Source organism: Ampullimonas aquatilis (assembly GCF_049675895.1).
GTDB lineage: Bacteria > Pseudomonadota > Gammaproteobacteria > Burkholderiales > Burkholderiaceae_D > Ampullimonas > Ampullimonas aquatilis.
The window spans coordinates 3320101-3332980 of record NZ_CP183834.1; the positions used below are offsets into that span (position 1 = coordinate 3320101).

Genomic DNA, 12880 nt, shown 5'->3' on the forward strand with positions numbered 1-12880 from the left:
CTTATGCCTGTGCGTGAGCGTAGGCATATTGCGCCAGTGCCAGGCTGGCGGTAATGCCAGGTGACTCAATACCAAAGAGGTTGAGCAAACCTGGCACGCCATGCACTTGTGGGCCTTGAATCACAAAGTCGGCAGCCTTGTCTTCAGGGCCGGCAATCTTGGGGCGAATCCCCGCGTAACCGGGTTGCAGAGCAGCGTCCTGCAGTTCGGGCCAGTATTGGCGAATCGCGGCATAAAAGGAATCGGCGCGACGAATGTCAACGTCGTAATTGATGGCATCAATCCACTCCACATCGGGGCCAAAACGCGCTTGGCCACCTAAATCGAGCGTGAGATGCACACCCAGACCTGCTTCATTGGGCATGGGATAAACCAGCCGCGTAAATGGGCTCTTGCCTGACAAGCTGTAGTAATTACCCTTGGCATAAAACGCTGGTGGCACAAATTGCCTTGGCAGTCTGGCAAACTTGCCAGCCAGACCTGGCGCATGCAAACCAGCACTATTGAATACGGTTTTGGCCCGCACACTCAACTCCGGCGTGTGCAGTTCAATCCCGTCGTTGCTGCATTGCCCATGCAACACCGGCGACTCAAGCGCGAGCATGGCACCGCGGGCTTCGGCATCCCCCAGCAAGGCCAGCATATAGCCATGCGTGTCGATAATACCGGTGGATGGTGAAAACAGCGCGGCCACGCATTGCAGCTTGGGCTCCATGGCTTGCGCTTCATCGCGGGTCAGCCAGGTCAAGTCGTTGACACCATTGGCTTGTGCCTTTTTTTGAATGGCGGCCAGACTATGCGCACCATCATGGATTTGATTGTCATCAGTCGCCACCAGCAGTTTGCCGCAGCGCCGATGTGCCACCTGATGACTTTCACAAAACTCATAGAGCATGTGCTTGCCGCGCACGCAGAGCTGGGCTTTGAGTGAGCCCGCCGGGTAGTAAATGCCGGCATGAATCACTTCGCTATTGCGCGCGCTGGTTTCGGTGCCTATCGCGTTGTGCTGCTCGACGATGATCACTTCGCGCCCCGCCAGAGCCGCCTCCCTGGCGATGGCCAAGCCAACCACGCCCGCGCCAATCACCACACAATCTACTTTTTCCATATTTCACACATGCGCAAAGCGCTTCAATTATTATCAAAAAATATCAAATATCATGGGGTATATCGATTATTTATCTCATTAAGCGCGTATTTATTGATTCAATAAAAATACATCCCTACTGTATATCTAACTATTGGTAAAATTGGCGACCCGTTTTTCAAGAAACGCAGCCATACCTTCTTTTTGATCGTTGGTAGCAAAACTCGCATGAAAAAGTCGCCGTTCAAAACGCACCCCTTCACTCAATGGGGTCTCAAAAGCATTGTTGATGGCCTCTTTGATCATCATGACAATCGGCTGTGAATATGACGCAATGCTGGTTGCCGTGGCCAACGCATCCTCCAGTAATTTGTCCGCAGCCACCACGCGTGCCACCAGGCCCGCACGCTCGGCTTCCACCGCATCCATCAAACGGCCCGTCAGTGCCAGCTCCATCGCCTTGGCTTTGCCAATGCTGCGCGGCAGTCGTTGTGTGCCGCCCGCACCAGGCAAAGTACCCAGTTTGACTTCGGGCTGACCAAACCTGGCGGTATCGGCGGCCAATATAAAATCGCACAACATGGCCAGTTCACAGCCACCACCCAACGCAAAACCGGCCACGGCGGCAATGATGGGCTTACGAATCCGGCGGATGCTGTCCCAGTTGCGGCTGATGTAATCGGCCTGGTAACAATCCACAAAACTGAAACCGGCCATGGCCGCAATATCGGCGCCCGCCGCAAAGGCCTTTTCACTGCCGGTGATCACCGCGCAACCGAGCGCGGCATCGGCATCATAAATTTGCAAAGCAGCGACCAATTCATCAATCAATTGGTCATTGAGCGCATTGAGCTGCTTGGGACGATTGAGCGTAATCAGGCAAACAGGGCCACGTGTTTCAACCAGAATATTGTGATAGGTCATGATGTATGTTTCCTACAGGACGAAGGGGAGTTCTGATTGTAGAACGACACCACCGCCATCACATCATGAGATCGTATCCATTAACAAGCCTTGCCGAGCCAGCATGAAACTCAAAGCTTGATCCGCTGGTAATGGCCGGGCATAGAGATAGCCCTGGGCGATATTGCAATGCATGGCCTTGAGCAATTCCATCTGCGCACTGGTTTCAATCCCTTCGGCCACCACCAGCAATTGCAGGTGATGCGCCATGGAAACCATCGCCCGCACAATGGCTTGGCTATCCTGATCCTGCTCCAGATCGGTGACAAAGGTACGGTCAATCTTGATGGTATCCACCGGCAAGCGCTTCAAGTAAGCCAATGACGAATAGCCCACGCCAAAATCATCAATTGCCAAACCGACACCAAGTTGCGCGAGCCGGTGCATGGTCTGTTCGGAGTCCGCATTCTGTTCCATCAAGGTATGTTCGGTCAGCTCAATAATCAGCTTGGTCGGTGACAAGCCGACCGCTTGCAAAGCCTGATTCACCAAATCGAAAAAGGTACGATCATAAAACTGACGTGCCGATGCGTTGATGGACACGGCACAATCACGCACCCCTTCGGTTTCCCATTGTTTGGCCTGACGACAAGCCTCACGCAAGACCCAACCGGTAATGTCTTCCAGCAGACCGCGCTTTTCTGCAAACACAATGAACTCGTTCGGACTGAGCAAGCCCCGCAGTGGATGTTGCCAGCGCAACAACGCCTCGGCACCAATCACCAGGCCCGTTACCAGATCAATCTGGGGCTGGTAATGCAGCACCAGTTCATCATTTTCCACGGCACGACGCAGGTCATTTTCCAGCTGCAGATAATTGCGAATCGCATACACGCGCTCAGCATCAAACACCCGACTGGCCGATCGACCATCCTGCTTGGCCTGATACATGGCCGCATCGGAGTTCTTCAACAAGGTGGTCAAGTCAGTCCCATGATCGGGATAAATCGCCACGCCCACACTGGCCAGAATGGACTGCCGCATATAGACCACCGGTTGCTGCTGCATCAGGCCATTCACAATTTGCGCGGCAATGTCGGTCATCTGCTCGGTATTGTGATCCGGGCTCGTCAGCACGACAAATTCATCGCCCCCCATGCGCGCGATCATGTGGCCTGTGGGCACAACCTTACAGAGAAAATCAGCGGCTGATTTGAGCACTTCATCGCCCGCATGATGACCATAGGTATCATTGATTTCCTTGAAATGATCCAGATCAATCATCATCAAACAGAATTTTTTATTTTCCGATTCAGCCTGCTTGAGCACTTCGGCAAAGCGCCGTTCAAAATGACGGCGGTTGGGCAGATGGGTGAGCGGATCAAAGAGTGCCAATTCTTCATTTTTGGCCTGTGCATGAATCCGCTGCTCCTGCTCCAATGAGAGCGACAGGAGTGTGCTGATATTGGCCGCAAAGTTGAATTCTTCCGCTTCCCAAATGCGGGAACGGAAATGTGTCTGCAAATTGAGAATGGCAATCGTCTCACCATTAAACCAGACCGGAATATCCAGGAAAGCACCCACACCATGTTCAAAACAGGAATGCACCTGCTGATTATTCACCGCCATATGAGCGTAAACATCAGGCACGATCACTGGCTCATTGGCAAAGATGCGGGCCCGGTACTCTTCCACCATATTGAGCTTGAGCATGCGCCCAACCTGGTTGCGCGCCATACCACCATGCCCCGATTCACCATGCAAATCGGTACGATATTCAGCCTCGCACTGCAACAGGTTTTCGCCATTAAAACGCCAGTAACCGGCCACATCGACTTGCAAAGTTTCCGCCACGACAGTTAGCAGACGATCCAGCGCTTTGGCAAATACAGGTCGAGTGGTGGTTGCCAAATCCAGCAGAATTTGCCGATATTCAAGTTGTCGTTTGCTGCGCTCACGCTCCTGGCGGCGCGAATGAATGTGAGTGGTGATGTCCTGACCAAAATACACAATGCCCTGAATATCTGGATCATTGAGGCAATTACGATATTGCACCGAATAAAAGCGTGAGCTGCCATCGACATGCAACATTTCACTCAATAGCGATTCACTCGGTGTTTTACCCGGATTGCTGAGTAACCAGGCATGATGCCGTTGATAATCGGCACGATTCTTTTTCGGCAGATAATCGCTCAGCGAGCGAGCTTCGAGGCTCGCCATAGCGTAACCCAACTCACTTTCAAAGGAGCGGCTGGCGGCACGGATCAGGCCTTGTGCGTCGGTCACGCAGACCAGACTGCCAGACAGCTCCATGAGCATTCTGAACAAGGCTTCATTGCCAGTTTTTTGTTGACCAAACAAAATCATCGCTTTGTCTTGCCTCATGTCTTACTTGTTGTTTTTCTTCTAAAAACGACCTACGCTATTGATCAATAGTCTTTAGTAAGCCGTCACCGTTGATGCCCGGGGTTTGTCTCCTGCCCTGGCATCTGGTCATAATAATAAAAATACCACGACCGGGTATGTCAAATATCTCGTTAATTCAATTCTTTTTGCCCTGCAACATAAAAACTGTCCGTGGCACCAACAACCAGGCTTGCACTGGCGCTTTCAATACACCGGCAATCCGCTCCGCCTCCGCCCCAAACCCCATAAAAAGGTCGTAACGCAAAACTCCTTCAATTGCCGCCCCTTTGTCTTGTACCAGAACCAATCGACCTACCTCACGATTTTGCCCAGCCTGGACTGCTGCACGGCCTGAATTGGGACGCGGTAATAACAAGGGTGTATCCGGAGCCAGCCATACAGGCCAGCCCGCCGGTATTTGGCTCATTTCAGCCGCAATGGAGCGTCCCGGTGTTAGTGGTACACCCAATGCACCGGGAGGACCTGCTGGTTTATCGGCATCATTTGCCTTAACCAAAGGTAATTCGCGGAAATAAACATAGCGCGGATTGGATAACAACAAATCCGTCACCTTTTCCGGGTTTAACAATGTCCAAGCACGAATCGATTGCATACTGATTTGCTCGCGCTCCATTTCACCTTGTTCCAGCAAAACAGCGCCAACGGCGCGATAGGCTGCGCCATTATTGCCATCGTAGCCAACCCGCACAATCTGCCCCGATGGCAGCATAACGCGACCAGACCCCTGCACTTGCAGGAAAAAGGCGTCCATTTCATCGTCCACCCAGAGCAACTCATAGCCCGTCAATACGTTGTCGTTAGTAATGTCGGCGCGGCTGCTGTTGACAAGCGCAGCGGGCGGTTTACGGTATAACGCAAAACGATAGCGCGCGTCACGCGTGCGACTGCCATGCAGCAAAGGTTCGTAATAGCCCGTCAACAAGCCACTGTCACGCTCGGGCAGTCTGATCATTTGAGCCACAAAGTGTTTTTCAATCAGGCTCCGCAAGCGCTTGGTATCGGTAGCGGCAACATCTTGAAAGTTTTGGCACAGGCCTGTCAGGTCTGCATCATTGCGCAAGGCCTGGCAGCTTTGTAGCAAGGCCGGTAAAAACGCTTGCAAATCGTCTTGCCCCCAGCCAGGCAACTGATCAAAGGTGGTCGTTGGATTAGCCAATAAGGCCGCCAAACCCACCACTTGTCCCCATGCAGATGACAATATGGGTAAAAGCAGCAAAACGAGTAACAGCCGACTACAATGGGTTTTTAATTTTGCGAGTACACGACTCATGTGGATTTTGCTATTGGAAGCAGGTTTTGCACTTTTTTTGCTGGTTTTCATTGTCTGGTGGACCATGTTTCAAGGCCGCAAACCCGACACGCCAAACACCGAAGAGCAGCCAGTCCTGCCACCCAAAAAAGATTAACAAAAATATACTGGTATATTAGCAAAATACAGCCCTTTTATTTACGCACTTAAAGAGCCATATTTTACCACTTACTACTGGTGAGTATATTTAATGGAGAGTGCGTGGCATCGACAAACTAAATTCAGGGATCGGTGCATCAAAACGTGTTCCATCCTCGGCCACACAGAAATATTCACCCTTCATCGAACCTACGGGTGTCGTCAAGGACGAACCGCTGGTGTATTCAAATTGCTCGCCTGGCTGCAACAAAGGTTGATGACCAACCACCCCCAAACCTTTGACCTCCTGAACCTGCCCCTCACCATCTTCAATAATCCAGTGGCGTGAAATCAGCTGGGCTGGCACCGAGCCAGTATTGCGAATCGTCACCGTGTAGGCAAATACATAACGGCGCTGCGCCGGATCAGACTGATCGGCCAGGTATTGGCTATTAATGCTCACTGTGAATTGATATTTGATATTCATCGCGCCAACTTCCACCTAGTTAATCCCTGCCTTGTTATGTTTGCGATAGCAAGAGCCGCTACAATTTCACTCTTTGCCAGATATCGCCCTTTTCAATCGGGTATTGCCACTCATTGCTACTATCAGACCAACGACGACACCATTATGCCCAAGACTTACCGAATTGCTCCATCACTTTTATCGGCCGACTTTGCGCGGCTCGGCGAAGAAGTCACCAATGTGATCGCCGCTGGTGCCGACTTCATTCACTTTGATGTGATGGACAATCACTATGTCCCAAACCTGACAATTGGGCCACTGGTCTGTGAAGCTATCAAACCTTATGCCAAGCGCGCTGACGGCACACCCATTCCAATTGATGTGCATCTGATGGTCAAGCCGGTGGATCGTATCGTGCCCGATTTTGCCAAGGCTGGCGCTGGCCTCATCACCTTTCATCCCGAAGCATCGGAGCATATCGACCGTACCCTGCAAGTGATCAGGGATCACGGCTGCAAGGCCGGCCTGGTATTCAATCCGGGTACGCCGTTGCATTATCTGGATCATGTGATGGACAAACTGGACATCATCCTCATCATGTCGGTCAACCCTGGTTTTGGTGGGCAATCTTTCATTCCCGAGGCACTCCGCAAAATCGCTGCAGTACGTGAACGGATTGACGCGAGCGGTCGTGACATCCTGCTCGAAGTCGATGGTGGCGTCAAAATCGACAATATTGGCGCCATTGCCAAGGCAGGTGCCGATACCTTTGTGGCTGGCTCAGCCATTTTTGGCAAGCCCGATTACCCAGGCATCATCCAATCAATGCGCGAGCAGATTGAATTGCACACAAAATAAGCAAAAACATCACATTTCACTACAAATAAGGGTTGCCACCTAGTCATCATCCATCCAAAATCAGTTGAGTTTTTTAACTAAAAAAATGAAAACCCAACAACAAAGGTATGGATGATGGATAACACACAGGAACTCTTACTCGTCTCAAAATTATGGCAAGCCATGAAACGCCAGGATCTTGGCGGTTTTGACATGGTTCGGTTTGTCAAAAACAAAGCGTACGCAGAGCACACACTCAACCAGGCAATCGCCAGCCACTCGGTTGAAATTTTAACTATCGTCACCGAACTGCTTTCCAGCGATCGTTTTATTTCAAGCGAACCTGAGAAAGAAGTCGCAGGAAAACCTGAACAAAACATAGTCAAACCCGCAGAATCTCGCTATATTGGGCGCCTTCGATAGTTTTTGCGCCATGCAGCATTATGTCCTCCTTTCGCAGCGTCATCATTGATCTGGACGGCACCCTGATCGATACCTCGGGTGATTTTCATGCCGCCATCATGCCCATGTTGACTGAACTCAACCTGGCTCCCCTGGATATTGAAACCATTTTGCGCCTGGTCGGCAAAGGCACTGACAATCTGGTACGCAGCGTCTTAAGTCTTTACTGGAGCGAGGAACAGGTCAACACGCATTTTGATCAGGCCTTAGCCACCTACAAGCACTATTACAAAGTCATGAATGGTCGCAACGCGGAAGTTTATCCCGGTGTGCTCGAAGGGCTGGAAACCATGAAAGAGCAAAATCTGCTGCTCAGCTGCGTGACCAACAAACCAATTGCCTTTGCCGAACCCTTGCTTGAAAGCAAAGGGTTACGTCATTATTTCGACTTTGTCTTCGGTGGTGACAGCTTTACCAAAAGCAAACCCAATCCTGAGCCGATTTTGGGGGCCTGTACAGCAATGCAAACCACACCAGCAGAAACCTTGGTGATTGGTGACTCCTGCAATGACGCACTCTCTGCACGAGCTGCAGGCTGCACCATCTGGGTTTTACCTTATGGCTACAACCATGGTCAGGATGTACAAAGTATTGATGCAGATGGTATAGTCCAGACACTCCACGAAGCCGCTGTTCGGCTGGCACATGGCGTTAAACCTCACTCCCATTAAAAGCATGTTTCTCAATAAACGACGCGTCGCAGGCAATACCGACCGGGGAGCCTGGCCCTGGCGGCACTGGCTTTTTACCTGAAACGACAGGAAAAAGTCCGTGAAGGCAGGCTTTGCATGTCCAAGCCCCTCACGCTCGTTTAATATGGCAAGGTTTTGAACTTGCAGTTCATGCGTTTTGCTCCCGCTGCACTTCACTTTATCTTGCCGGACAGAAGGAAGAATCGCCAATAGTCCGTTCTTTCTTCTTTTGGAAAAATCATGACTGAACTTGAATTCAATTCTCTGGTTAGCCAGGGCTTTAATCGTATCCCGCTCATTACCCAGGCATTGGCGGATCTCGAAACCCCGTTATCGCTCTATCTCAAACTCGCTCAACGCGAGCAATATGGCAAAAACAGCTTTTTGCTGGAATCCGTCGTTGGCGGCGAGCGCTTTGGCCGCTATTCAATCATTGGCCTGCCTGCCAGCACCCTGATTCGCGCCAGCGGTAACCAGATTGAGGTACTGAGAAATGGCGTCGTGGTACAAAGTGCCATTGCTAATCCGCTCGATTTCATCGCCAGTTTTCAAGCGCAGTTCAAAGTCGCTCTGCCACCTGGCTTACCCCGTTTTTGTGGTGGACTAGCCGGCTATTTTGGCTACGATGCCGTTCGTTATATTGAAAAGAAACTGGTTGGCAAGGCCCCTACCGATGATCTGCATCTGCCCGATATTCAATTATTGCTGACTGAAGAACTGGCCGTCATCGATAACCTGTCAGGCAAGCTCTACCTGATTGTTTATGCAGATCCATCGCAAAGCGAAGCCTATACGCGTGCCAAGCAGCGCTTAACTGAGCTCAAGATACGCCTCAAACAACCAGTAGACCTGCCCGTCACAACGGCATCAGTACGCACGGAAACAGAACGCGCTTTCAAAAAAGCCGATTATCTGGCAGCGGTATTGAAAGCCAAGGAATACATCGCCGCAGGTGACATGATGCAAGTACAGGTTGGTCAGCGTATGGTCAAACCTTACCGTGACGCGCCGCTGTCGCTCTATCGCGCTTTACGCTCACTGAATCCCTCACCCTATATGTATTTTTACAATTTTGGTGATTTTCAGGTAGTTGGCGCCTCACCGGAAATTTTAGTGCGCCAGGAAAAACGTCAGGGCAAAGAGATTGTCACGATTCGGCCACTCGCTGGCACCCGCCCGCGCGGTGCCACCCCCGAGCAGGATGAAGCACTTGCCAAAGAACTGCTGGCTGATCCCAAGGAAATCGCCGAGCACGTCATGCTGATCGATCTGGCTCGCAATGATGTAGGCCGGATTGCCAAGATCGGCAGTGTCAAGGTGACCGATCAAATGGTGATTGAACGCTACTCCCACGTGATGCACATTGTCAGTTCGGTCGAGGCCGAATTATTGCCCGACACGACCAGTCTTGATGTCATGCGCGCCACCTTTCCGGCTGGCACACTCACTGGCGCTCCCAAAGTCCATGCCATGGAAATCATCGACGAACTCGAACCCACCAAGCGCGGCATCTACGGTGGCGCAGTTGGCTATCTTTCTTTTAGTGGTGAAATGGATCTGGCCATTGCCATTCGTACCGGTGTCATCAAAGATGGCAATCTTTACGTCCAGGCAGCCGCCGGCATTGTGGCTGACTCGGTTCCGGAATCGGAATGGCAAGAAACTGAAAATAAGGCGCGAGCTGTACTACGTGCTGCCGAGCAGGTGCAAGATGGTCTGGACGGGGAGATTTAAATGCTACTGATGATCGACAACTACGACTCATTCACCTACAACCTGGTGCAATACTTTGGCGAGCTGGGTGAAGAAGTACGCGTTCATCGTAATGATGAAATCACGCTGGAAGAAATTGCTGCGCTCAATCCACAACGCATCTGCATTTCCCCCGGCCCATGCAGTCCGGCAGAAGCGGGTATTTCCGTTGCGGTACTGACACATTTTGCTGGCAAAATTCCGATGCTCGGCGTCTGCCTTGGGCACCAGGCAATTGGTCATGCCTTTGGCGGTAAAGTGATTCGCGCCAAGACCATCATGCATGGCAAGGTTTCCGAAATTGAAACTACCCAGCAAGGCGTGTTTGCCAATCTGCCCAAACGCTTCAATGTCACGCGCTATCACTCGCTGGCCATTGAACGCGAAAGTTTGCCCAAACATCTGGAAATCACCGCCCAGACGGATGACGGCGAAATCATGGGCGTAAGACATACGGACATGGCGATTGAAGGGGTGCAGTTTCACCCCGAATCGATTCTCTCGGAACATGGCCATGCATTACTGAAAAACTTTTTGATTCAAACGCAATGAAGATAATTCACACCATTCCTGCCCTGCTTCTGACATCAACCTTATTTGCTGTTCAGGCGCAGGCCGACACCTTGCAAACCTGTTTGCAAACCGAAAAAGCCGAAGACGGCATGGCCTCTTGCGTGGTCATGCATGCGCAACGTTCTGCTCGTTATATTCGTGAATTTGAAAACGCATTGATTCCTTATTTGCAAGGGCAAGAACGCGATCAGGGTCGGCATGGCATTGTGCAAGACTACCGCAGCAACACGGCGAGTTTTACACGCAGCATGGTGGTCACTTGCAACAAGGCCAGCAAACCGGCCAACGTACCTGGGCTGGATGACAAGAGCCCACGCCTGGCCTGTCAAGCCGATGCGCAATACGGACGCCTGGAAAAACTCAAAACAACCTATCCAACCATCAAACTTACTTATCAATAAACGCTGACCATGCCCATTACCAATACCGAAGCATTGGCTCGCTTGGTCGAGCACCGCGAAATCTTTCACGATGAAATGCTCGCATTGATGCGCCGGATCATGAACGGGGAAATGTCACCACCCATGATTGCTGCCTTGATAATGGGATTACGCGTCAAAAAAGAAACGATTGGTGAAATTGCGGCGGCGGCTCAGGTAATGCGTGAATTTGCCACCAAAGTGAAGATCAACCACCCCGATGACCTGGTTGATCTAGCTGGCACAGGTGGCGATAGCTTTCATACTTTTAATATTTCCACCACAGCCATGTTTGTTGCGGCAGCAGCGGGGGCTCGCGTCGCCAAACATGGTGGTCGCAGTGTCTCCTCCAACTCTGGCAGCGCTGATGTGCTCGAAGCATTAGGCGTCAATATCATGCTGACACCCGAGCAGGTCGCTCAGTCCATCGAACAGGCAGGCATTGGTTTCATGTTTGCACCCAGTCATCATGCTGCCATGAAACACGCTGCACCGGTGCGCAAAGAGCTTGGCATTCGCACCCTGTTCAATATCCTCGGTCCACTCACCAATCCGGCTGGGGCACCCAATCAATTGCTGGGTGTCTTTCATGCAGATCTGGTCGGTATTGTGGTGCGGGTATTGCAACAACTGGGCTCAAAACGGGCGCTGGTTGTGCACGGCAAAGATGGCATGGATGAAATCACCCTGAGTGGCGAAACGCTGGTTGGTGAATTGACCAACGGGGATGTACGCGAATATGTAGTTCATCCAGAACAATTTGGCCTTTCGATCGTCAGTAGCGATCAACTGCGCGTCGCCAATGCTGCTGAATCTCGCACTACGGTTTTAACCGTGTTGGAAAATCAGGCTGGTCCGGCTCGTGATATCGTCACACTCAACGCGGCAGGCGCAATTTATGCCAGTGGTATCAGTGCCTCACTGGCTGACGCCATTCAATTGGCAAAAGGAGCACTGGCCAATGGCAGTGCCCGTGCCAAACTGGATCAACTGGTTCAGTTTACTCAACAGTTTGCGTAGCAAACCAACGAATATCATGTCTGATACATTAAAAATAATTTTGCAGGTTAAAACCGAGGAAATCGCTAAAGCTCGTCAATATCGTGATCTTCCATCACTGCGTCGTGAAGCCGAGCAAAACCTGAGCGATCCGGTTCTTAAACCGCGCGGCTTTGAGCAAGCAGTACGTAACAAAATTGCCCAGGGACAAGCCGGTGTGATTGCCGAAATCAAAAAGGCATCACCGTCCAAAGGTATTTTACGGGCCGATTTTCGTCCTGCCGAAATTGCCAGCACCTACGCCAGACACGGTGCAGCCTGTCTTTCAGTTTTGACCGATGAACAATTTTTTCAAGGTTCCATCACTTACCTACAGCAAGCCCGCGCTGCCTGCCAATTACCGGTATTGCGCAAAGACTTCATGATTGACCCCTATCAGGTCTATGAAGCACGCGCGATGGGGGCTGACTGTATTCTGCTCATTGTGGCTGCACTGGATACCGGCCTGATGAAAGAATTGGAAGCCTTGGCACACGAATTATCCATGTCGGTACTGGTTGAAATTCATGCCCCGGAAGAGCTTGATGCCGCTGTGCAATTAAAAACCCCTTTACTGGGCGTCAACAATCGCAATTTGCGCACTTTCGAAACACATTTGGCCAATACCTTAAATCTGCTGCCACAAATTCCTGCCGAAAAATTAGTCGTCACTGAATCGGGCATTCTTTCATCAGCAGACGTACAAACCATGCGTGACGCCAATGTTCATGGGTTTTTAGTCGGTGAAGCCTTCATGCGTGCTATTGATCCAGGTCTTGAATTAGCCAAGATGTTTAAAACTGATGACAAAGAGTCCGCTGGTTAAAGTTATAATCG

Annotated in this window: 14 protein-coding genes; 9 read left to right on the forward strand and 5 right to left on the reverse strand. The window is 51.1% G+C overall.

The window, feature by feature from the left end:
* Position 1 precedes the first annotated feature (1 nt).
* From ACMYR3_RS15545 to ACMYR3_RS15560, 4 genes are all read right to left on the reverse strand, one after another.
* Positions 2-1108, reverse strand: coding sequence for an NAD(P)/FAD-dependent oxidoreductase (locus ACMYR3_RS15545; RefSeq protein ID WP_424192868.1), 1107 nt, complete (start codon positions 1106-1108; stop codon positions 2-4).
* A gap of 126 nt (positions 1109-1234) precedes the next feature.
* A complete protein-coding gene (locus ACMYR3_RS15550; RefSeq protein WP_424192870.1) occupies positions 1235-2011 on the reverse strand; it encodes an enoyl-CoA hydratase in 777 nt (258 codons plus the stop codon).
* 63 nt (positions 2012-2074) lie between these two features.
* Entirely contained in the window at positions 2075-4375 is a 2301-nt protein-coding gene (locus ACMYR3_RS15555) for an EAL domain-containing protein (RefSeq protein ID WP_424192872.1), read from the reverse strand.
* 157 nt (positions 4376-4532) lie between these two features.
* The gene (locus tag ACMYR3_RS15560) at positions 4533-5687 is read right to left on the reverse strand and encodes a murein transglycosylase A (RefSeq protein ID WP_424192874.1); all 1155 of its coding nucleotides are present in this window, start codon (positions 5685-5687) and stop codon (positions 4533-4535) included.
* On the opposite strand from ACMYR3_RS15560, the gene ACMYR3_RS15565 reads away from it, so the two are divergent.
* Complete coding sequence (locus ACMYR3_RS15565) at positions 5686-5823, forward strand: hypothetical protein (RefSeq protein ID WP_424192876.1); 138 nt, start codon at positions 5686-5688, stop codon at positions 5821-5823. The two genes, ACMYR3_RS15560 and ACMYR3_RS15565, sit on opposite strands and share 2 nt — an antisense overlap.
* A 90-nt stretch (positions 5824-5913) precedes the next feature.
* Here ACMYR3_RS15565 and apaG read toward each other — a convergent pair whose 3' ends face one another.
* Positions 5914-6291 (reverse strand): Co2+/Mg2+ efflux protein ApaG, encoded by a 378-nt coding sequence (gene apaG / locus ACMYR3_RS15570; protein ID WP_424192878.1) that lies wholly within the window; start codon positions 6289-6291, stop codon positions 5914-5916.
* A gap of 144 nt (positions 6292-6435) precedes the next feature.
* Between apaG and rpe the strand changes: the two genes are divergently transcribed.
* From rpe to trpC, 8 genes are all read left to right on the forward strand, one after another.
* Positions 6436-7128: a ribulose-phosphate 3-epimerase gene (gene rpe, locus ACMYR3_RS15575; RefSeq protein WP_424192880.1), complete on the forward strand. Its 693-nt coding sequence runs from the start codon at positions 6436-6438 to the stop codon at positions 7126-7128.
* Positions 7129-7290: 162 nt separating this feature from the next.
* Positions 7291-7530, forward strand: coding sequence for a hypothetical protein (locus ACMYR3_RS15580; RefSeq protein ID WP_424192882.1), 240 nt, complete (start codon positions 7291-7293; stop codon positions 7528-7530).
* A gap of 20 nt (positions 7531-7550) precedes the next feature.
* Complete coding sequence (gph, locus tag ACMYR3_RS15585) at positions 7551-8240, forward strand: phosphoglycolate phosphatase (protein ID WP_424192884.1); 690 nt, start codon at positions 7551-7553, stop codon at positions 8238-8240.
* Between the two features lie 261 nt (positions 8241-8501).
* Entirely contained in the window at positions 8502-9995 is a 1494-nt protein-coding gene (gene trpE, locus ACMYR3_RS15590; protein WP_424192886.1) for an anthranilate synthase component I, read from the forward strand.
* Positions 9996-10565: an anthranilate synthase component II gene (locus ACMYR3_RS15595; RefSeq protein WP_424192888.1), complete on the forward strand. Its 570-nt coding sequence runs from the start codon at positions 9996-9998 to the stop codon at positions 10563-10565.
* Complete coding sequence (locus tag ACMYR3_RS15600) at positions 10562-10987, forward strand: hypothetical protein (RefSeq protein WP_424192890.1); 426 nt, start codon at positions 10562-10564, stop codon at positions 10985-10987. Before ACMYR3_RS15595 ends, ACMYR3_RS15600 begins: the two co-directional genes overlap by 4 nt.
* A gap of 9 nt (positions 10988-10996) precedes the next feature.
* On the forward strand, positions 10997-12025 hold the full coding sequence (trpD, locus tag ACMYR3_RS15605; protein ID WP_424192892.1) for an anthranilate phosphoribosyltransferase: 1029 nt from the start codon (positions 10997-10999) through the stop codon (positions 12023-12025).
* A 16-nt stretch (positions 12026-12041) separates the two neighbouring features.
* On the forward strand, positions 12042-12869 hold the full coding sequence (gene trpC, locus ACMYR3_RS15610; RefSeq protein WP_424192894.1) for an indole-3-glycerol phosphate synthase TrpC: 828 nt from the start codon (positions 12042-12044) through the stop codon (positions 12867-12869).
* Positions 12870-12880: the final 11 nt, after the last annotated feature.

Coding starts and splice junctions, on each gene's coding strand:
- ACMYR3_RS15600 (WP_424192890.1), top strand. CDS start 10,562: ATGAAGATAATTCACACCATTCCTGCCCTGCTTCTGACATCAACCTTA.
- rpe (WP_424192880.1), top strand. CDS start 6,436: ATGCCCAAGACTTACCGAATTGCTCCATCACTTTTATCGGCCGACTTT.
- trpD (WP_424192892.1), top strand. CDS start 10,997: ATGCCCATTACCAATACCGAAGCATTGGCTCGCTTGGTCGAGCACCGC.
- ACMYR3_RS15595 (WP_424192888.1), top strand. CDS start 9,996: ATGCTACTGATGATCGACAACTACGACTCATTCACCTACAACCTGGTG.
- apaG (WP_424192878.1), bottom strand. CDS start 6,291: ATGAATATCAAATATCAATTCACAGTGAGCATTAATAGCCAATACCTG.
- trpC (WP_424192894.1), top strand. CDS start 12,042: ATGTCTGATACATTAAAAATAATTTTGCAGGTTAAAACCGAGGAAATC.
- ACMYR3_RS15545 (WP_424192868.1), bottom strand. CDS start 1,108: ATGGAAAAAGTAGATTGTGTGGTGATTGGCGCGGGCGTGGTTGGCTTG.
- ACMYR3_RS15550 (WP_424192870.1), bottom strand. CDS start 2,011: ATGACCTATCACAATATTCTGGTTGAAACACGTGGCCCTGTTTGCCTG.
- gph (WP_424192884.1), top strand. CDS start 7,551: ATGTCCTCCTTTCGCAGCGTCATCATTGATCTGGACGGCACCCTGATC.
- ACMYR3_RS15580 (WP_424192882.1), top strand. CDS start 7,291: ATGAAACGCCAGGATCTTGGCGGTTTTGACATGGTTCGGTTTGTCAAA.
- ACMYR3_RS15560 (WP_424192874.1), bottom strand. CDS start 5,687: ATGAGTCGTGTACTCGCAAAATTAAAAACCCATTGTAGTCGGCTGTTA.
- ACMYR3_RS15565 (WP_424192876.1), top strand. CDS start 5,686: ATGTGGATTTTGCTATTGGAAGCAGGTTTTGCACTTTTTTTGCTGGTT.
- ACMYR3_RS15555 (WP_424192872.1), bottom strand. CDS start 4,375: ATGAGGCAAGACAAAGCGATGATTTTGTTTGGTCAACAAAAAACTGGC.
- trpE (WP_424192886.1), top strand. CDS start 8,502: ATGACTGAACTTGAATTCAATTCTCTGGTTAGCCAGGGCTTTAATCGT.